The sequence below is a fragment of the Flavonifractor sp. An92 genome (assembly GCF_002159175.1).
Classification (GTDB): Bacteria; Bacillota; Clostridia; order Oscillospirales; family Oscillospiraceae; genus Pseudoflavonifractor_A.
Genome location: NZ_NFGZ01000016.1, coordinates 34,986 through 53,858, shown reverse-complemented (window position 1 = coordinate 53,858; position 18,873 = coordinate 34,986). Strand labels below are relative to the sequence as shown.

General features: G+C 63.6%; 17 protein-coding genes. 12 read left to right on the top strand and 5 right to left on the bottom strand.

Annotated elements, in window-relative coordinates; genetic code table 11:
* Positions 1-112 precede the first annotated feature (112 nt).
* Positions 113-553 carry a MarR family transcriptional regulator gene (locus B5G43_RS11475; RefSeq protein WP_158097419.1) on the bottom strand — a complete coding sequence of 147 codons (441 nt, stop codon included), beginning with the start codon at positions 551-553 and terminating at the stop codon, positions 113-115.
* Positions 554-712: 159 nt separating this feature from the next.
* On the opposite strand from B5G43_RS11475, the gene B5G43_RS11470 reads away from it, so the two are divergent.
* Positions 713-1,969: a diaminopimelate decarboxylase gene (locus tag B5G43_RS11470; protein ID WP_087261486.1), complete on the top strand. Its 1,257-nt coding sequence runs from the start codon at positions 713-715 to the stop codon at positions 1,967-1,969.
* Between the two features lie 48 nt (positions 1,970-2,017).
* Here B5G43_RS11470 and B5G43_RS11465 read toward each other — a convergent pair whose 3' ends face one another.
* Entirely contained in the window at positions 2,018-3,421 is a 1,404-nt protein-coding gene (locus tag B5G43_RS11465) for an MATE family efflux transporter (protein WP_164488739.1), read from the bottom strand.
* 311 nt (positions 3,422-3,732) lie between these two features.
* Between B5G43_RS11465 and B5G43_RS11460 the strand changes: the two genes are divergently transcribed.
* From B5G43_RS11460 to B5G43_RS11440, 5 genes are all read left to right on the top strand, one after another.
* Positions 3,733-4,161, top strand: coding sequence for an Hsp20/alpha crystallin family protein (locus tag B5G43_RS11460; protein ID WP_087261484.1), 429 nt, complete (start codon positions 3,733-3,735; stop codon positions 4,159-4,161).
* A gap of 90 nt (positions 4,162-4,251) precedes the next feature.
* Positions 4,252-6,879 (top strand): ATP-dependent chaperone ClpB, encoded by a 2,628-nt coding sequence (gene clpB, locus B5G43_RS11455; protein WP_087261482.1) that lies wholly within the window; start codon positions 4,252-4,254, stop codon positions 6,877-6,879.
* A gap of 133 nt (positions 6,880-7,012) precedes the next feature.
* Positions 7,013-7,591 (top strand): DUF1836 domain-containing protein, encoded by a 579-nt coding sequence (locus B5G43_RS11450; RefSeq protein ID WP_087261480.1) that lies wholly within the window; start codon positions 7,013-7,015, stop codon positions 7,589-7,591.
* A 1-nt stretch (position 7,592) separates the two neighbouring features.
* The gene (locus tag B5G43_RS11445; RefSeq protein ID WP_087261478.1) at positions 7,593-8,246 is read left to right on the top strand and encodes an NfeD family protein; all 654 of its coding nucleotides are present in this window, start codon (positions 7,593-7,595) and stop codon (positions 8,244-8,246) included.
* A gap of 18 nt (positions 8,247-8,264) precedes the next feature.
* Entirely contained in the window at positions 8,265-9,692 is a 1,428-nt protein-coding gene (locus tag B5G43_RS11440; RefSeq protein WP_087261476.1) for a flotillin family protein, read from the top strand.
* A 52-nt stretch (positions 9,693-9,744) separates the two neighbouring features.
* Here the strand turns inward: B5G43_RS11440 and B5G43_RS11435 are convergent, their stop codons facing one another.
* Together B5G43_RS11435 and B5G43_RS11430 are read right to left on the bottom strand one after the other, a co-directional pair.
* Positions 9,745-10,419 (bottom strand): VTT domain-containing protein, encoded by a 675-nt coding sequence (locus B5G43_RS11435; RefSeq protein WP_087261474.1) that lies wholly within the window; start codon positions 10,417-10,419, stop codon positions 9,745-9,747.
* A 530-nt stretch (positions 10,420-10,949) separates the two neighbouring features.
* Entirely contained in the window at positions 10,950-12,305 is a 1,356-nt protein-coding gene (locus B5G43_RS11430) for an MATE family efflux transporter (RefSeq protein WP_087261472.1), read from the bottom strand.
* Between the two features lie 150 nt (positions 12,306-12,455).
* Between B5G43_RS11430 and B5G43_RS11425 the strand changes: the two genes are divergently transcribed.
* Genes B5G43_RS11425 through B5G43_RS11410 form a run of 4 tightly spaced genes read left to right on the top strand, consistent with a single transcriptional unit; the run spans position 12,456 to position 16,606 of the window.
* Positions 12,456-13,637 (top strand): M20 family metallopeptidase, encoded by a 1,182-nt coding sequence (locus B5G43_RS11425; protein ID WP_087261469.1) that lies wholly within the window; start codon positions 12,456-12,458, stop codon positions 13,635-13,637.
* Between the two features lie 17 nt (positions 13,638-13,654).
* A complete protein-coding gene (locus B5G43_RS11420; RefSeq protein ID WP_087261467.1) occupies positions 13,655-14,275 on the top strand; it encodes a DUF4230 domain-containing protein in 621 nt (206 codons plus the stop codon).
* A gap of 27 nt (positions 14,276-14,302) precedes the next feature.
* Positions 14,303-15,010 (top strand): purine-nucleoside phosphorylase, encoded by a 708-nt coding sequence (gene deoD, locus B5G43_RS11415; protein ID WP_087261465.1) that lies wholly within the window; start codon positions 14,303-14,305, stop codon positions 15,008-15,010.
* Between the two features lie 9 nt (positions 15,011-15,019).
* Positions 15,020-16,606 (top strand): FAD-dependent protein, encoded by a 1,587-nt coding sequence (locus B5G43_RS11410; RefSeq protein WP_087261461.1) that lies wholly within the window; start codon positions 15,020-15,022, stop codon positions 16,604-16,606.
* Here B5G43_RS11410 and B5G43_RS11405 read toward each other — a convergent pair whose 3' ends face one another.
* Positions 16,607-16,999: a DUF5655 domain-containing protein gene (locus B5G43_RS11405; protein WP_087261457.1), complete on the bottom strand. Its 393-nt coding sequence runs from the start codon at positions 16,997-16,999 to the stop codon at positions 16,607-16,609.
* Between the two features lie 199 nt (positions 17,000-17,198).
* On the opposite strand from B5G43_RS11405, the gene B5G43_RS11400 reads away from it, so the two are divergent.
* Positions 17,199-17,522: a PadR family transcriptional regulator gene (locus B5G43_RS11400; protein ID WP_087261454.1), complete on the top strand. Its 324-nt coding sequence runs from the start codon at positions 17,199-17,201 to the stop codon at positions 17,520-17,522.
* Positions 17,519-18,859 (top strand): DUF2812 domain-containing protein, encoded by a 1,341-nt coding sequence (locus tag B5G43_RS11395; RefSeq protein WP_087261451.1) that lies wholly within the window; start codon positions 17,519-17,521, stop codon positions 18,857-18,859. Before B5G43_RS11400 ends, B5G43_RS11395 begins: the two co-directional genes overlap by 4 nt.
* The last annotated feature ends 14 nt before the right edge of the window (positions 18,860-18,873 follow it).

Below are 18,873 nucleotides of genomic sequence, written 5' to 3'. Positions count from 1 at the left end.
CCTTGCTGGACCGGGCGTTTTCCGCCCGGGTGCCGCGCTTGACGGCGCGCGGCGGCCGATGTGCCATGTCCGCGCAGGCGGCGCGGACGGGAATAGGGGACATTGCGGACCGTCAATGGTCCAGATTTTCCGACATTTTTGCGGCGATCTTCAAAAAGCGTTGGATGTCCTCCGGCGGGATGTCCCGCAGAAGCTGGCCCTCGATCTCCCGGATGCAGTCCCGCACCTGGGCGTCGATCTCGGCGGCCCGGGGGGTGGGGATGAGGCTTTTGAGCCGGGCGTCGCACTCCACGCTCTCCCGGGTGAGCAGCCCGTCCCGCTCCAGCAGCTGCAGGATGCCGGTGGTGGTGGAACGGCTGAGCTCAAAGGCGCTCTCCACATCCCGCTGATAGACCGGGCCCTCCTGGGCGTGGATCAGGATGTAGTGGAGCACCCGGCTCTGTACGCCGGTGATGCCCAGATCCGCCAGAGTGGCGTTGAGCCGCTTCTTTACCTTGTGGGACAGCCGGTTGATCCATGCGCCGCAGTCGTTTTGCAGCTGGATGTTGACCACCTCTCTCTTTTTTATTGTTAGGAAGCGAACAGTATGGTACCGCACTTTTTTTTCTTTGTCAAGAGTTCCGGGCGGGCACTTGACAAATTCCCCCGGAATTCTTTATAGTAAAGAATGGATTCTTTGCCGCACTACATTGAGAAAAGTCAGGTGAACCGAATGAAAACTCCCTTCCTCACCCGGGAGCAGGCCGAGGACATCGCCCGGCGCTACCCCACGCCCTTCTACATCTACGACGAGGCGGGCATCCGGGCCAACGCCCGGCGGCTGAAGGCCGCCTTTGCCTGGAACCCCGGTTTCAAGGAATACTTTGCCGTGAAGGCCACTCCCACGCCTGCTATCCTGAAGCTGCTGAAGGAGGAGGGCTGCGGTGTGGACTGCTCCTCCCTGGTGGAGCTGATGATGTCCGACCGCTGCGGCTTCTCAGGAGGGGAGATCATGTTCTCCTCTAACGAGACCCCGGCGGAGGAGTTTGAGCTGGCCGCCAAGCTGGGGGCCACCATCAACCTGGACGACCTCACCCATGTGAACTTTTTGAAGGATACACTGGGTTATATTCCGAAAAAAATCTCCTGCCGGTATAATCCGGGCGGCACCTTTACCCTGGGCGAGAGCAAAGAGGGCTTCCAGGTCATGGACAACCCTGGCGAGGCCAAGTACGGCCTCACCCGGCCCCAGATGACCGAGGCCTTCCGCCGCCTGAAGGAGCTGGGGGCGGAGGAGTTCGGCATCCACGCCTTCCTGGCCTCCAACACCATCTCCAACGACTACTACCCCGCCCTGGCCCGCATCCTCTTCCAGACCGCCGTGGAGCTCCAGCAGGAGACTGGCTGCCACATCACCTTCATCAACCTCTCCGGCGGCGTGGGCGTGCCCTACCGCCCCGAGCAGCCGGAAAACGACATCGCCGTCATCGGCGAGGGAGTGCGCAAGGCTTATGAGGAGATCCTGGTGCCCGCGGGCATGGGGGATGTGTCCCTCTGCACCGAGCTGGGCCGCTTCATGCTGGCCCCCTACGGACACTTGGTCACCCGGGCCGTCCACGAGAAGCACACCTATAAGGAGTATATCGGCGTGGACGCCTGCGCCTCCAACCTGATGCGCCCGGCCATTTATGGGGCCTACCACCACATCACCGTCCTGGGCAAGGAGAACGCCCCCTGCGACCACAAGTACGACGTGGTGGGCGCCCTGTGCGAGAACAGCGACAAGTTCGCCATCGACCGCATGCTTCCCAAGATCGATATCGGAGACCTGCTGGTCATCCACGACACCGGCGCCCACGGCCACGCCATGGGCTATCAGTACAACGGCCGCCTGCGTTCGGCGGAGCTGCTGCTGAAGGAGGACGGCTCCGTGGAGCTCATCCGCCGGGCCGAGACCCCCGACGATTATTTCGCCACCGTGGTGTGGTAAACACAAAAAAGGCCCGGCGTACCGCTTGCGGTACGCCGGGCCTTTTGCTTATTGGCTGTTCTCCACGGTCTGGGTCAGGTTGCGGCGGTGCCGGGCGCCGTGGGTACACTGGGCCAGGATGCGGGGGAGGGCCCGCAGGAAGAGGATAGTGGTCATGGTGGCGGCCACCAGGTCGGCGATGGGCTCGGAGTAGAAGGTGGCCTCCGCCCCGAAGAAGTAGGGGAGGAGCAGCAGGGCGGCCAGGAACACCGTCTTGCGGAACAGGGAGCAGAACAGCGCCTGCCGCACGTGGCCCAGGGCGGTGGTCTCATCCACCAGGGGGTACTGGATGGCCAGTGGGATGATCATGCAGGTGAACATTTTGATGTACTTCACCGAGCGGGCCATGATCTCGGCGTCACTGCTGAACAGGCGCACGAACAGCGGGGAGATGGTGTAGGTCACCACCATCATCAGCGCGCAGAAGGCGAGGCACAGCCCCACGATGGATTTGAGGGCCACTTTGATGCGCTCCGGCTGGCCCGCGCCGAAGTTGAAGCTGATGACCGGCTGGGTGCCCAGGGTCATGCCGCCCATGGGCATGGTGATGAGGAGCAGATAGCTCTGCACGATGGTGGCGCAGGTCACCAGGGTGTCGCCCAGCTCGGCCCCGCCGTAGCGCTGGAGCACAGTGTTGAGGACGATGAGCAGCACGCTGTCGGTGGCGATGATGAGGAAGGGGGACAGGCCGAAGGCCAGCACCCGGCGCATCACCGGCCAGGAGAAGAACCCCCAGCCCAGGCGCACCGGCACCCGGCGGCTGAGGAGCATGGTCAGCACGAACACACAGGATGCCATCTGGCTCAGCACCGTGGCCACCGCCGCGCCGGCCACGCCCATGTCCAGCAGGAAGATGAACACCGGGTCCAGCACGATGTTCAGCACCGCGCCCAGCATCACCGTGGCCATACCCAGCCCGGAGAAGCCCTGGCAGATGAGGAAGTTGTTCATGCCGGTGGCCATGAGGGCGAAGAAGGTGCCCGCGGTGTAGATGGTCATATAGGTGTTGGCGTAGGGGAAGGTGGCCGGGCTGGCGCCGAACCACATGAGCAGGTGGTCCTTGGCCAGCAGGAAGCTGACCGTCAGCACCAGGGACAGCACCAGCAGCATGGCAAAGCAGTTATTCAGAATCTGCTTGGCCTTGGCCATCCGGCCCTCGCCCATGCGCATGGCCATGATGGGGCTGCCGCCCAGTCCCACCAGGGAGGCGAAGGAGCTCAGCAGCGTCACGATGGGGCCGCACACGCCCACACCCGCCAGGGCCAGCCCTCCGATGTCCGGGATGTTGCCGATGTAAATGCGGTCCACGATGCTGTACAGCACGCTCACCAGCTGGGCCAGCATGGTGGGGATGGCCAGGCGGAGCACCAGGGGAAAGACCGGGTCCCGGCCCAGATCATTGGTCCGTTTCATACTCTCTCTCCTTACATAGACCCAAGATTGCACCCAGTAGTATAATGCTTTTCCGCCCGGGAGTAAACAGGAAGTTTTGCGGCTCTGCGAAATTAGCACTCTTGAATCGAGAGTGCTAACATTTACAATTCAGACATATTACGTTCATGATTTATTCATAATTGAGCCCTATACTAAAGGCAACAAACGGGGGATGAGAAACAGAGGCCCCGACCGGAGACCCCGGCCTGAGCCACCTGTCAGCAGTCGATAAGGCTGAGTGCCAGAACTGTTCTCACCCAAATTCAACCGCCAAAAAGGAGTTTTGACTTATGTTTGGTATGCTTCCCTTTGAAAATCGCAACGACAATTTCTTCGACACCTTCGATAACTTCCAGCGCAAGTTCTTCTCGGACAGCGGCGCCAACCTCCCCGCCTTCCGCACCGACATCCGGGACGCCGGCGACCGCTTTGTCTTAGAATCCGAGCTGCCCGGCTTCAAGAAGGAGGACATCCACCTGGACCTGAAGGACGGCATCCTGACCATCCACGCCGAGCATCAGGAGAGCGACGAGGAGAAGAACAGCAAGGGCGAGTACATCCGCCGCGAGCGCCGTTACGGCAGCTTCTCCCGCAGCTTTGATGTGACGGGCATCGATGAGAACGGCATCACCGCCTCCTACAAGGACGGCATCCTGGAGCTGAACCTGCCCAAGGCCCGCCCCGTGGTGCCCGAGGCCCGCAAGATCGCCATCGAGTAAACCAGGTACGGGGAGCCGGTCAGTCCTTGCTGGCCGGCTCCTTTTCATGACTTTTCAATTTTTCCGCTCCGAAAGGATGTGAATCGCGTTATGAACGCTCAGAAATATACCCAGAAATCCCTGGAGGCCGTCCAGGCGGCCCAGAGCCTGGCCACCGAGTACGGCAACCAGCAGATCGAGCAGCCCCATCTGCTCCTGGCCCTCCTGACCGCCGAGGGCGGCCTGGTGCCCCAGCTCCTGGAGAACATGGGCCTCACCGTGCCCTCCCTCACCGCCGCCGCCAAGGCCGAGGTGGAGAAGCTGCCCCGGGTCTCCGGCTCCGGTCGGGAGCAGGGCAAGATCTATGTGGCCCAGGACGTGGACCAAGCTTTCAACGCCGCCGAGTCCATCGCCGCGTCCATGAAGGACGAGTATGTCTCGGTGGAGCACCTGCTGCTGGCCCTGGTGGAGCACCCCAACCGGGCCCTCAAGGAGCTCTTCCGCACCTATAATATTACCAAGGAGGGTGTTCTGCAGGCCCTCTCCAAGGTCCGCGGCAACCAGCGCGTCACCTCGGACAACCCCGAGGAGACCTATGACGCCCTGAAGAAGTACGGCACCGACCTGGTGGAGCGGGCCCGCCAGAACAAGCTGGACCCGGTCATCGGCCGGGATGACGAGATCCGTAACGTCATCCGCATCCTGAGCCGAAAGAGCAAGAACAACCCCGTCCTCATCGGCGAGCCCGGCGTCGGCAAGACCGCCATCGCCGAGGGCCTGGCCCAGCGGATCGTGAAGGGCGATGTGCCCGGATCCCTGAAGGACAAGACCATTTTCGCCCTGGATATGGGCGCGCTGATCGCCGGCGCCAAGTACCGCGGCGAGTTCGAGGAGCGGCTGAAGGCCGTCCTGAACGAGGTCAAGAAGTCCGAGGGCCGCATCATCCTCTTCATCGACGAGCTGCACACCATCGTGGGCGCCGGCAAGACCGAGGGCTCCATGGACGCGGGAAACCTCCTGAAGCCTATGCTGGCCCGGGGCGAGCTGCACTGCATCGGCGCCACTACCCTCAACGAGTACCGCCAGTACATCGAGAAGGACGCCGCCCTGGAGCGCCGGTTCCAGACCGTCATGGTCAACGAGCCCACCGTGGAGGACACCATCGCCATCCTCCGCGGCCTGAAGGAGCGCTATGAGGTGTTCCACGGCGTAAAGATCCAGGACGGCGCCATCATCGCCGCCGCCACCCTCTCCAACCGCTACATCACCGACCGCTTCCTCCCGGATAAGGCCATCGACCTCATCGATGAGGCCTGTGCCATGATCCGCACCGAGATCGACTCCATGCCCACCGAGCTGGATGTCATCCAGCGTAAGATCATCCAGCACGAGATCGAGGAGGCCGCCCTCAAGAAGGAGGACGACGCCCTGTCCCGTGAGCATCTGGCTGAAATCCAGAAGGAACTGGCCGAGATGCGGGACGAGTTCAACGCCAAGAAGGCCCAGTGGGAGAACGAGAAGAACGCCATCGGCAAGGTCCAGAAGCTGCGCGAGGACCTGGAAGCCGCCAATGCCCAGCTGGAGAAGGCCCAGCGGGAGTACGACCTGAACAAGGCCGCCGAGCTCCAGTACGGCAAGATCCCCGAGTTGCGCCGCCAGCTGGAGGCCGAGGAGGCCATTGCCCAGCAGGGCAAGGAGGCCTCGCTGCTGCGGGATAAGGTCACCGAAGAGGAGATCGCCCGCATCATTGAGCGCTGGACCGGCATCCCCGTGGCCAAGCTGATGGAGGGCGAGCGGGAGAAGCTGCTGCACCTGGAGGACATCCTCCACCAGCGGGTGGTGGGCCAGGACGAGGCCGTGCGCCTGGTGTCCGAGTCCATCCTGAGAAGCCGCGCCGGTATCGCCGACCCCAACCGGCCCATCGGCTCCTTCCTGTTCCTGGGCCCCACCGGCGTGGGCAAGACCGAGCTGGCCAAGACCCTGGCCGAGGCCCTGTTCGACAGCGAGAAGAACATGGTGCGTATCGACATGAGCGAGTACATGGAGAAGTTCTCCGTGTCCCGCCTGATCGGAGCGCCTCCCGGATACGTGGGCTATGAGGAGGGCGGCCAGCTCACCGAGGCCGTGAGAAGAAAACCCTACTCCGTCATCCTCTTCGATGAGGTGGAGAAGGCCCATCCCGACGTCTTTAACGTCCTCCTGCAGGTGCTGGACGATGGCCGCATCACCGACAGCCAGGGCCGCACCGTGGACTTCAAGAACACCATCATCATCCTGACCTCCAACCTGGGTTCCCAGTTCCTGCTGGACGGCATCGATGCCGACGGCGAGATCAGCGAGAATGCCCGCAACCAGGTGAGCGACCTGCTGAAGCACTCCTTCCGCCCCGAGTTCCTGAACCGTCTGGACGAGATCGTGTTCTACAAGCCCCTGACCAAGGACAACATCACTCACATCATCGACCTGATGGTGGGCGAGATCAACCAGCGCCTGGGCGACAAGCAGCTCTCCTGCGTCCTCACCCCGGCGGCCAAGCAGTTCATCATCGACGAGGCCTACGACCCCATCTATGGCGCCCGGCCCCTGCGCCGGTACCTGCAGCACACCGTGGAGACCCTCATCAGCCGCAAGATCATCGGCGACGAGGTCCAGCCCGGCGACACCCTCACGGTGGACGTCCGGGACGGCGCGCTGGTGGTGGACAGCAAGACCGTCCTCACCGGCGAGATCGTGGAGTAAACCGTTTTACGATCCCCGGTCCCAAAATGGGACCGGGGATTTCTTACTTTTTTATAAAATCTAACGATTCTGTTTGACAATCACATGACTGTATGATACAATCAAATCACCCTAAAGAGAGGAGGCGGCGTACATGCCACACACACTACCAGGTACCACCATTCCGGTGGACCCGGGGCAACCGGACGCGGCGGAGACTGTGTTGAAGCCCCTCTTCCTGGCAGGGGGGTTGATGCTGTCCCAGGTGGCACAGCTCACCGGGCTCGAGCCCTATACGGTCCAAAATTGGGTGCGGCGCGGCTTCGTCTCTCCGCCGGTGCGGAAGCGTTACAGCCGCCGGCAGTTCTGCCGCATCGCCACCATCAACCTGCTGAAAGACTGCCTGCAACTGGATAAGATCTGCTGCCTGCTCAGCTATGTCAACGGCGACCTGGACGACGAGAGCGATGACCTCATCGACGACGAACAGCTCTACGGCTATGTCTCCGCTCTGACGCTCCGGATGGAACAGGGGGTCCTCCCCACCCAGTCCGAGCTGGACGCATGGTGCGCGCAGGCCCTGGAGCCCTATGAGGAGGTGATCCCCGGCGCCAAGGCCCGCGTGGAGCAGGTGCTGCGGATCATCCTGACGGCCTGGTTCTCCTGCGTGCTGAAACGCCGGGCCGAGACTCTCATCACAGAATTGGACACCAACGAGGGAAAGGAGGTCTAACATGGCCCTCTGGTGGCAATCCCTGACGACCCTGGAGCACGTGCTCCTCTATGTGGCCGTACCGGCCACGCTCCTGCTGCTGGTCCAGACCATTTTGCTCCTGCTGGGCGGGGGCGGTCCGGGCGCCGATCTGGACGGGGACGGTATCCCCGACGGGGCGGCGGATCTGGACGGAGATGGGTTCCCCGATGGCTGGATCGACGTGGACGGTGACGGCATTCCCGACGCGCCGGACACGACCGGAGCCCCGCTGCAGATTTTTACCCTGCGGGGCGTGGTGGCCTTCTTCGCCCTCTTCGGCTGGGGGAGCCTGTGGCTCTGCCAGTTCCTCCCCGCCTGGCTGGCCCTCTTCCTGGGGATACAGATCGGCGTGGCGGGCATGGTGGGCATGGCCCTCCTGGTCCGGGCGGCCCTCAACCTCCAGACCGACGGCACCCTCCGCCTGCGGGGGGCCATCGGCCAGACGGGCAGCGTCTATCTCACCATCCCGCCAGTCCGCTCGGGCCGGGGCAAGGTGACGGTGCTGGTCCAGGACCAGCTCCGGGAATTTGAAGCGGAGACGGAAAGCTCCGCCGCCCTCCCCACCGGCAGCACCGTATTGGTCACCGGTCTGGACGGCGCGGTGCTTCTGGTAGAACCGACCACAAACGATTGAACGAAAGAGAGGTAAGCTATGTTCGACAACATCTTTGGAATGGTCCTCACCTGTGTCATCGTACTCATCGTATTCTCTCTGCTGCTCTTCCTCATCAAGCGCTATAAGAAGTGCCCCTCCGACAAGGTCATGGTCATCTACGGTAAGGTGGGCAGCAACAAGGACGGCTCGGCCCGTTCGGCCAAGTGTATCCACGGCGGCGCGGCCTTCGTCTGGCCCGTGATCCAGTCCTATGAGTTCCTGGATCTGACCCCCCTGTCCATCTCGGTGGACCTGGAGAACGCCCTGTCCCGCCAGAACATCCGCATCAACGTACCCAGCCGCTTCACTGTGGGTATCTCCACTGAGCCCGGCGTCATGCAGAATGCCGCCGAGCGCCTGCTGGGCCTGAAGCTCCAGGAGATCCAGGAGCTGGCCAAGGATATCATCTTCGGTCAGCTGCGTCTGGTCATCGCCACCATGGACATCGAGGAGATCAACACCGACCGCGACAAGTTCCTGGAGGCGGTCTCCCGCAACGTGGAGGGCGAGCTGAAGAAGATCGGCCTGCGCCTCATCAACGTCAACGTCACCGACATCTCCGACGAGTCCGGCTATATCGACGCCCTCGGTAAGGAGGCCGCTGCCAAGGCCATCAACGACGCCAAGAAGAACGTGGCCGAGAAGGACCGCGACGGCTCCATCGGTGAGGCCAACGCCCGCAAGGACCAGCGCGTCCAGGTGGCCCAGGCCGACGCCATGGCCATCCAGGGTGAGAACAACGCCAAGGTGGAAGTGGCCATGTCCAACGCCCAGCGCCGGGAGAAGGAGGCCGAGGCCACCCGCATCGCCACCGCTGCCGAGAAGATCGCCGCCGCTCAGGCCCTGGAGGAGGCCTACGCCGCCGAGCAGAAGGCCGAGGCCGCCCGTGCCGCCCGTGAGAAGGCCACCCAGGAGGCCGACATCATCGTCAAGACCGAGATCGAGAAGCGCAAGAAGGAGCTGGAGGCCGAGGCCGAGGCTGAGCAGATCCGCCGCAAGGCCAAAGGTGAGGCCGACGCTATCCTGGCCAAGATGCAGGCCGAGGCCCAGGGCGCCCAGGAGATCCTGCTGAAGCAGGCCGACGGTCTGCGCCAGGTGGTGGCCGCCGCCGGCGGCGACGCCGACAGCGCCGTGCGCCTGATGCTGGCCGACAAGATGGAGGAGCTCATGCGCATCCAGGTGGACGCCGTGAAGAACATCAAGATCGACAAGGTCACCGTCTGGGACGGCGGCGAGAACAAGGACGGCAAGACCGCCACCGCCAACTTTGTCTCCGGCATGATGAAGAGCATCCCCCCCATGAGCGAGATGTTCGACATGGCCGGCATGGAGCTGCCCTCCTATCTGGGCACGCGGAAGGAGGCCGAGGCCCCCGCGGCTCCGGCTCCGGCCGCTGAGACTCCCGCCCCCGCCCCCGAAGCATAAACCATAAGAGATAAGAGAGGCCGGACCCCACAGCGGGGTCCGGCCTCTTGTTTTATTTCTGAAAACGCTCCAGCAGGGCGGCCTCCCACCGGTCGCCGTACTTGAGGGCCACCAGGAACAGCACCAGCCCCACCGCCCCGATGAGCACCATGGTCCAGATGGGGATGGAGATCACCGATCCGCCCAGAGCACAGGCCACCAGCAGGCCCCAGGGCCGGGTGAGGGTCACCAAAACCAGAAAGCGCAGGGGCGGGATGTCGGTGAGCCCCGCCAGGATGCAGATGAGGTCGTCGGGGAAGAAGGGGAAGAGGAACACCAGGGCCAGGAACACATCCCGCTTGCGCCGGATGATCTCCAGGTAGCGCTCGCTGACCCGCTGGCTCACGAAGCGGTCGGCGAAGGAGCGCCCCAGCGCCTGGGCCAGCAGAAAGACGATCATGGAGCCCAAAATCACCGCCCCGGCGGTGAGCAGGAAGGAGAGCCCCGCCCCGAACAGCAGGCCTCCCGCCATGGCGGTCAGGTTGCTGGGGATGGGGGCCAGGATCACCGAGGCCAGCTGGATGAGAAAATAGAGGAGGTGGGAGTAGGGGGCGAAGTTCTGGATATAGGTCCGCATCCCCTCCAGGGAAGTGATGGCGAAAAAGCCGGTCCGCCACAGAAAATACCCGCCGCCGCCCAGCAGAACCAGGGTGAGCAGCAGCGTCAGCGGCCAGGAATAGCGTTTCATGGGTCAGCGCTCCGTTTCTCTGTATGATGTACCAGCTTAGCACGAAGCGGTGGGGAATTCTATGGAGATTTCATTAAGGTTTTGTGACGGAGCAGAAAAAACGGGCGTGGACCGGAACGGTCCACGCCCAGACGGATCAAGAAGGCAGGGTGTTGTATCGCAACGGTCCGCAGGGGACCGAATACAGCTGCATCGGATTGGGATCCAAAAAGAAAATCCACACCGTTGTGGCTGTCACAAGCTCACAGGTGTGGAACCATTCAAACGACTCTCTTTTCCGAAACCGGATCAGCGCTCGCTGTAAATGACGTCTTCCTCACTGCCAAAAATGAGCTCGTCCACATCGCTGCCATAGGCGCCGCGGAACTTGGTCAGAATCATATCTCTCATCTCCTTTCTCATTCAAACTGGGATTATTATACCGCGTTTTTGGTAAAAGTGCAAGGGCGAAGCATAGGAAGTTTGTGAACTTTTTGTAAAAACGATGTATAAAAAGACGCTCCGCCTGGATAAGGCGGAGCGCGGGAAGGTCAGCGGACGGCGTCCAGATGGCGGTAGACGGTGCAATACATGGTCAGCACGCAGGCCAGGCCCCCCACCACGTTGGAGATGGGCTCGGCCAGGAACACGCCGTTCACCCCCAGGCCGAACAGGGGCAGGAGGACGGTCAGCGGGGCCACAATGAAGGCCTTGCGCAGCAGGGAGAAGAACACCGCGCTGCGGGACCGGCCCAGGGCCACGAACACCGACTGGCCGATGAACTGGAAGGACATGAAGGCGAAGGTGGCGAAGTAGATGCGGAAGGCGGGCACGCCGTCGGCCAGGAGCAGCGGGTCGTCGTTGAAGATGCGGATCAGGAAGCCCGGAACCGCCAGGGTGACCACCCAAACGACGATGGAGTAGACCATGGTCACGGCGGCGGTGAAGCGCACTCCCTGGCGCACCCGCTCGGGCCGGCCGGCGCCGTAGTTGAAGCTCAGCACCGGCTGACAGCCCTGGGTGATGCCCTGGATGGGCATGGAGATGACCTCCCGGATGGAGTTGATGACCGTCATCACGCCCACATAGAGGTCGCCGCCGTAGATCTTCAGCGTGGCATTGCACAGCACCTGCACCAGACTGTTGGTGAGGGACATGGCAAAGCCCGAGGAGCCCAGCCCCAGGATGCGCCCCACCCGGGTTCGCTGGAGGCGCAGGTCAGAGAGGCGCAGGCGCAGCTCGGTGCGCTTGCCGGTGAGGAAGAGGAGCACCCACGCCGCCGAGCAGCCCTGGGAGAGCACGGTGGCCAGGGCGGCACCCTTCACTCCCATGCCCAGCAGAAAAATAAAGACCGGGTCCAGCACGATGTTCACCACCGCGCCCAGCGCCACCGTCCCCATGCCCACCCGGCCGAAGCCCTGGGCGTTGATAAAGGGATTCATACCCAGACCGATCATCACGAAGAGGGTACCCAGCAGATAGATGGTCAGGTAGTCGTTGGCGTAGGGGTAGGTCACATCGCTGGCCCCGAAGAGGTAGAGGATGGGACGCCGGAACAGGAGACACAGCACCGTGAGGGCTGTGCCGAAGAGGAGGAGCAGCGTGAAGGAATTGCCCATCACTTTCTGAGCCTCTTCGCGGTCGCCCCGGCCCCGGTGGATGGAGCACAGCGGGCCGCCTCCGCTGCCGCAGAGATTGGCAAAGCCGATGAGGATGGAGATGATGGGCAGACACAGCCCCAGGCCCGTCAGAGCCAGCCGCCCCTCCCCGGGGATGCGCCCGATGTACATGCGGTCCACGATGTTATAGAGGATATTGATGAGCTGGGCCGCCGTCATGGGCAGGGCCAGACTGAGAATGTTGCGGGGTATGCTGCCCTGTGAGAAATCGTGCTGTTCTTCGTGCATAAAAACCCTCCCGCCCCTTGCAAATCCCAGGGGAATGGAATATAGTGTGTTCGGGAACACCGGCGAAGGGCTGGGTTTCCGGACGAATGACCACTTATAACATAATAGTATAGTACGAACCAACACCGACTGCAAGAAAGAAGGGTTTTTATGACTTCCATACGGGAGCGGGCCCAGGCCCTGGCGCCCGAGCTTCAGAGCATCAAGAATGATATCCACCTTCACCCGGAGCTGAGCTTCCAGGAGGTGCGCACCACCAAGATCATCCAGGACCAGCTGCTGGCCATGGGCCTGCATCTGGTGGACCTGGGGATGGAAACCGGCGCGGTGGCCGTCCTCTTCGGCGGCCAGGAGGGCCCCACCGTGGCCCTGCGGGCCGACATCGACGCCATTGAGCAGCAGGAGCCCGCCGACAACGGCGTGGTATCCGAGGAGCCGGGCAAGATGCACGCCTGCGGCCACGATTTCCATACCACCTGCCTGCTGGGCGCGGCCAAGATCCTGAGCGAGCGGAAGGAGGAGGTCGCGGGCAACGTGGTCTTTGTGTTCCAGCCCGCTGAGGAGATCACCCAGGGCGCCCAGGCCATGCTGGACCATGGGCTGTGGGACAAGCTGCCGGTGCCCAAGCCGGAGCGGATCTTTGCCCTCCACACCCGGCCGGAGCTGCCGGTGGGGGACATCGCCGCCATGGAGGGCCCGGTGATGGCAGGCAAGAGCCACTTCACCATCACCCTCCACGGCAAGTCCGGCCACGGCGGCTCCCCCCACAAGTGTACCGACGTCATCGTGGCCGCCGCCGGGGTGGTGAACGCCCTCCAGACCGTGGTGAGCCGCAACACCGACCCGCTGGAGAGCGTGGTGTGCTCGGTGCTGTCCATCCACGCCGGGACCCCGGACAACTTCGTGCCCGACGTCCTCACCATGACCGGGAGCATCCGGGCCCACGGCGCCCAGGCCCACCGCCACGCCGAGCAGCGCTTGGAGGAGCTGACGGTGGGGGTGGCAAACGCCTACGGCTGCACCGCCCAGGTGGAATTCCACCCCGGTGTCCCCGCCACGGTGAACTCCCCGGAGATGACCAGGATCGCCCGCCGCTCCGCCGCCGCGGTGGTGGGGGAGGACCACGTGGTGTCTCCCAACCCGGACATGGGCTCGGAGGACTTCGCGGTCTTTGGCCAGGAGGTGCCCGCCTTTTTCTACTGGCTGGGCACCGGCTTCCCCGGCCAGCACAACCCCTGCTGGCACAACGAACACTTCCGCACCGATGACGAGGCCATCCCCCTGGGCGCGGCGCTGCTGGCGCAGTCCGCTCTGGAGGGGTTGAAGGGCTGAGAGAAAGGAAAGACTGCATGAGTGAGACCACCCAGACCGTCCGCCGGTTCGGCAAGCTGAAGCGGCGGGCGATCCTGGTGCTGATCCTGATCGCCGTGGTGGCCGGCGCCTTCTTCCTGGGAGGCGTCATGGCCGGACGGAACAGCCAGCCCCAGATCACCAGCTCCCTGCTGGGTCAGCGCCTGAGCGCCATCCAGGAGCTGGCCACCCAGGAGTACCACTACACCAATATGGGACGATTCCAGAACCAATTGGATTTTTACGGCTGGAAGGTGCCCTTCACCACCAAGAGCTTCATCGTGGCCTATGACGGGGTCATCAAGGCGGGCGTAGACCTGTCGGAGCTCCAGGTGGAGGTCAGCGGCAAGACCATCTCCGTCACCCTGCCGGAGGGGAAGATCCTCTCCCACGACATCGACGAGGAGAGCATTGAGGTCTTTGACGAGACCAAGAACATCTTCAACCCCATCCAGATCGAGGACTACACCGGCTTCACCGCCGACCAGAAGGCCTCCATGGAGGAGCGGGCCATCAGCGAGGGCCTGCTCACCGCCGCCTCGGAGCGGGCCCGCACCGTGGTGGAGGAGTTTATCACCGCCCTCCCCGGGGCGGAGGATTACACCATCCGGGTATCCTGAACCAAGTACAGAAAGGAAGCGATTTTTATGCCTACCCCCCACATCGAAGCGGAAAACGGCGCCTACGCCAAGACCGTCCTCATGCCCGGCGATCCCCTCCGGGCCAAGTTCATCGCGGAAACCTTCCTCACCGACGCCGTTCAGGTCAACGGCGTGCGGGGGATGCTGGGCTTTACCGGCAAGTATAAGGGCGTGCCGGTCTCGGTGCAGGGCAGCGGCATGGGCTGCCCCTCCATGGGCATCTACTCCTATGAGCTCTTCCACTTCTACGGCGTGGAGAACATCATCCGCATCGGCACCACCGGCTCCATCCAGGAGGACCTCCATCTGGGCGACCTGGTGATCGCCCTGGGCGCCTGCTCCAACTCCAACTACGCTGCCCAGTACCAGCTCCCCGGCACCTTCGCCCCCATCGCCTCTTTCCCCCTGGTGAAGGAGGCCGAGGCCATCGCCCGGGAGAAGGGCTACCCCGTGGTGGTGGGCAACGTGGGCTCCAATGATACCTTCTACGACGACATCTCCCCGGTGGAGGCGTGGCGGAAGATGGGCGTGCTGGCCCTGGAGATGGAGAGCCTGGCCCTCTACTGCAACGCCGCTCGGTGCGGCAAGCGGGCCATGACCCTCCTCACCGTGTCCGACGAGATCCTCACCAATAAGGCCACCACCCCCCAGGAGCGGCAGACCGCCTTCACCGCCATGATGGAGGTGGCGCTGGAGACCGCCACCCGGCTGTAAGGAGCTTCCATGCTGCTGATCCAGAATGTGAAGCTGCCGGTGGGGGCGGGAGAACCGGAGCTGCGCCGCCGCTGCGCCAAAGTGCTGGGCGTACCGGCGGAGGCTGTGGGGGGACTGCGGCTCATCCGGCAGTCCATCGACGCCCGGAAGAAAAATGACGTCCACCTGGTCTGCTCGGTGCAGGTCGCCGTGGACAAAGAGGACAAGGTCCTCGCCCGCTGTAAGTCCAAACAGGTGAGCAAGGTGGAGCGGAAGGTCTACCGCTTCCCACCGGTGCTCCGGACCTCCAAGCAGAGGCCGGTGGTGGTGGGCATGGGCCCCGCCGGGCTCTTCGCCGCCCTGTATCTGGCCCGAGCGGGGGTCCCCTCCATCGTGTTGGAGCGGGGCCGCCCCGTGGAGCAGCGGGCGGAGGACGTGGAGCGCTTCTGGCGGGAGGGGAAACTCTCGCCCCTCTCCAACGTACAGTTCGGCGAGGGCGGCGCGGGCACCTTTTCCGACGGAAAGCTCACCACCGGCACCCACGACAGCCGTATTTCCACCGTTTTGGACACCTTGGTGGAATTCGGCGCTCCCGCCGACGTGGCCTGGAGCCACAAGCCCCACATCGGCACCGACATTTTGCGCACCGTGGTGAAGAACATCCGCCTGGAACTTCTCCGGCTGGGCTGCGAGGTGCGCTTTGAGAGCCGTCTTACCGGGATTCAGACGGAGAACGGAAGGGTGACTTCCGTCACCGTGGAGCACGATGGGGAGCGCTACGAGCTGCCCTGTGACGCCCTGGTGCTGGCCCCCGGCCACTCCGCCCGGGACACCTTCGCGCTCCTGCACGACATGGGCCTCCCCCTGGAGCAGAAGAATTTCGCCATCGGGGTACGCATCGAGCAGAAGCAGTCCGCCATCAGTGCCGCCCAGTTCGGCGACTACTGGAAGGACCTGCCCCCGGCAGATTATAAGCTGTCCTGTCACCTGCCCTCGGGCCGCAGCGCCTTCACCTTCTGCGTCTGCCCCGGCGGGCAGGTGGTGGCCGCCGCCTCGGAGGAGGGGGGCGTGGTCACCAACGGCATGAGCTGCCGCGCCCGGGACGGGGAGAACATCAACGGCGGCTTCCTGGTGGGCGTGGGCCCGGAGGATTTCCCGGGCGACGACCCCCTGGCCGGGGTGCGCTTCCAGGAGCAGTGGGAGAAGGCCGCCTGGGAGCTGGGCGGGCGGTCCTACGCCGCCCCCGCCCAAAAAGTGGGAGATTTCCTGGCCGGAAAAGCCTCTGCTGGACCGGGAGCGGTCCAGCCCACCTACCGGCCCGGGGTCACCTGGACCGACCTCACGCAATGCCTGCCCGACTATGTCACCGACACCCTGCGGGAGGCGTTGCCCATTTTTGACCGGAAGGTCCACGGCTTTGCCCACCCGGATGCCGTTCTCACCGGCGTGGAGACCCGCTCGTCCTCGCCGGTGCGCATCCTGCGGGGGGAGGATTTTCAGTGTCCTGCCCTGGAAGGCCTGTACCCCTGCGGCGAGGGGGCGGGCTATGCCGGAGGTATCATGTCCGCCGCGGTGGACGGCGTGCGCATCGCCGAGGCGGTGGCCACGCGGGGCTGATCACTTGCTCTGGGCAAAGTCATAGGCGTCCCGTACCCAGCCCATCAACTCCTCATCCAGCTGCTCCGGCCGGTCGATGACCACATGGTGGGTCCAGCGGTTGGGGTAGGGCTCCACCGCCACGGCAATGCGGGGGGAGTCCAGCCGGAAGGCCAGGCCGAAGGTCACCAGCAGACAGTGCTCCGGCCAGCTCCTTTTCCGGCGCACCGGGATGGAGGCGGCGGCGAAGAGGTGACGGCCGTAAAAGCTGATCTGGCTCTTCTGCACCTTGACGGAGGCGTCGGGGACGGCGTCGCACAGACGCTGGAACAAGGCCTCGTAGAGGGCTGCCTCCTGGGGCTTCTGGTCAAAGTAGCGCAGCACATCGGCCTCGTAATAGTCCGGCAGTTGCATGAGGAGGACTCCTTTCCACAGAATTCAGATAAGAAAAGTATATCGGTCCCGTGTTTGCTTGTAAAGAGCAGACGGGCCTGGACAGCCGCCTCTGTGGATTTACGGGGGCGGCTGCTTTCTTTGAATTGACAATGTCGATATTCGAGATTATAATACAGACAGAAAGAATATCGATATTCGACAAAGGAGGCGGGACCACATGCCGCGCATGAAGTTCCAGACCCTCACCGAGCAGATGTACTACATCCTCCTGTGCCTGAGCAGGGAGTGCTGCGGTATGGACATCATGGACCGGGTCCCCGCTATGACGGGCGGGCGGGTGCAGGTGGGCTCGGGTACCTTGTACCATCTGCTGGAGGAATTTCTGGAGGCCGGGATGATCCGGGAGACCAAGGCGGAGGGGAGGCGGCGCAGCTACATTCTCACCGACCAGGGCCGGGACCGGCTCCACGCCGAGTACCGGCGCATCTGCGCCCAGGCCGAGGACTACCGACGGATGTTTGGAGAGGAGGCCCTCACATGAAAAACCACAAGCGCGATTTCATCCCCTTTTCCTTCTACGACCGCACCGGCATGGCCGCCCACCTGGAGAAGCGGGCGGCGGAGGGCTGGCTGCTGGACAAGGTGACCCCCTTCGGCTGGCATTACCGCCGCATCGAGCCCGCCAAGCTCCACTTCACGGTGACCTATGACCACCGCCTCTCGGAATTCGCCCCCGGCCCCACCGAGGAGGAGCAGACCTATCAGGACTTCTGTGCCCACGGCGGCTGGCACTTTGCGGCGGCCGCGGGAAAGATGTACTTCTTTTACAGCGCCGAGGAGGACCCGCTGCCCATCGAGACCGACCCGGCCCTGGAGCTCAAACAGATGGCTCGGGCCACCCGGATCATGGTGGTGCTGCTGTGGGTGTGGCTCCTTCTGGGCTTCTGGATGGGCGGCTCCTTCTGCTGGTCGCTGGTGAACCGGCCGGTGGACCTGCTGTCCAATAGCCTGAACCTTTTCACCGGCCTTGCGTGGCTGGGCCTGTTTGTGTACAGCGCAGCGGACCTGTGGACCTACTACCGCTGGCGTTACCGGGCCCGGAAGGCGGCGGCCCTGGGGGAGTTCGTCCCCACCAGGGGCCACCATAAGCTGCTGCTGGGTGTGGCGGCCCTGGTGGTGCTCGGCCTTCTCTACTGGCTGTTGACCGAGCGGTGCTCCGGCATGCAGGCGCTAATGGCGGCGCAGGTGGGGATCATCGCCGTCCTGATGCTGGCGGTCCAGGGGACAAAAAACTTCCTGAAACGCCGGGGCGCCCCCACCGAGGTCAACCGCGTGGTGACCCTGGGGGTGGACGTGCTGCTGGCCCTGGCGCTGTGGGGCGTGCTGACCGCCATGCTGTTGTCCGGGGTGCGCAGCGGGGCCTTTTCCAGCGAGAGCGGGGTTGAGCCGCCTCTCCAGATGCAGGCGCTCACCGGCGAGGAGGGGAAGTATGTCACCAACACCAGACTGGAGGAGACGGTGTTTCTCTCCAAGCTGGAGGTGAGCCAGTACGTCCGCTGGCAGGAGGGGGAGATCCTGCCCGGACTGGAATACACCCTGGTGGAGGTGAAATGCCCGCCCTTCTACGATCTGTGCCTGGACGAGATGTTAAAGGAGTACCAGGACTGGAGCTTTGATGAGCCGGAATTCCGCTATGTGTATGAGCCCTGCGACCCCGCGCCCTGGGGCGCGGAGAAAGCCTATCAGCTCACCCTGGGCGGGGAGGCGCGGGACTGCTACCTCCTGTGCTGGCCGGACCGGCTGGTGTCCCTGAAGCTGGACTTCACCCCCACGGCGGAGCAGATGGCCCTGGCGGGGGAGCGGCTGCAGGCGGGATAAAATTTTTCAAAAAT

What these genes read in the sequence shown, in the direction of transcription:
- B5G43_RS11460 (WP_087261484.1), top strand. Translation starts at nt 3,733, where the DNA reads ATGTTTGGTATGCTTCCCTTTGAAAATCGCAACGACAATTTCTTCGAC.
- B5G43_RS11465 (WP_164488739.1), bottom strand. Translation starts at nt 3,421, where the DNA reads ATGAAACGGACCAATGATCTGGGCCGGGACCCGGTCTTTCCCCTGGTG.
- B5G43_RS11435 (WP_087261474.1), bottom strand. Translation starts at nt 10,419, where the DNA reads ATGAAACGCTATTCCTGGCCGCTGACGCTGCTGCTCACCCTGGTTCTG.
- B5G43_RS11445 (WP_087261478.1), top strand. Translation starts at nt 7,593, where the DNA reads ATGGCCCTCTGGTGGCAATCCCTGACGACCCTGGAGCACGTGCTCCTC.
- B5G43_RS11420 (WP_087261467.1), top strand. Translation starts at nt 13,655, where the DNA reads ATGAGTGAGACCACCCAGACCGTCCGCCGGTTCGGCAAGCTGAAGCGG.
- B5G43_RS11400 (WP_087261454.1), top strand. Translation starts at nt 17,199, where the DNA reads ATGCCGCGCATGAAGTTCCAGACCCTCACCGAGCAGATGTACTACATC.
- B5G43_RS11405 (WP_087261457.1), bottom strand. Translation starts at nt 16,999, where the DNA reads ATGCAACTGCCGGACTATTACGAGGCCGATGTGCTGCGCTACTTTGAC.
- clpB (WP_087261482.1), top strand. Translation starts at nt 4,252, where the DNA reads ATGAACGCTCAGAAATATACCCAGAAATCCCTGGAGGCCGTCCAGGCG.
- B5G43_RS11470 (WP_087261486.1), top strand. Translation starts at nt 713, where the DNA reads ATGAAAACTCCCTTCCTCACCCGGGAGCAGGCCGAGGACATCGCCCGG.
- B5G43_RS11410 (WP_087261461.1), top strand. Translation starts at nt 15,020, where the DNA reads ATGCTGCTGATCCAGAATGTGAAGCTGCCGGTGGGGGCGGGAGAACCG.
- B5G43_RS11430 (WP_087261472.1), bottom strand. Translation starts at nt 12,305, where the DNA reads ATGCACGAAGAACAGCACGATTTCTCACAGGGCAGCATACCCCGCAAC.
- B5G43_RS11395 (WP_087261451.1), top strand. Translation starts at nt 17,519, where the DNA reads ATGAAAAACCACAAGCGCGATTTCATCCCCTTTTCCTTCTACGACCGC.
- B5G43_RS11440 (WP_087261476.1), top strand. Translation starts at nt 8,265, where the DNA reads ATGTTCGACAACATCTTTGGAATGGTCCTCACCTGTGTCATCGTACTC.
- deoD (WP_087261465.1), top strand. Translation starts at nt 14,303, where the DNA reads ATGCCTACCCCCCACATCGAAGCGGAAAACGGCGCCTACGCCAAGACC.
- B5G43_RS11425 (WP_087261469.1), top strand. Translation starts at nt 12,456, where the DNA reads ATGACTTCCATACGGGAGCGGGCCCAGGCCCTGGCGCCCGAGCTTCAG.
- B5G43_RS11450 (WP_087261480.1), top strand. Translation starts at nt 7,013, where the DNA reads ATGCCACACACACTACCAGGTACCACCATTCCGGTGGACCCGGGGCAA.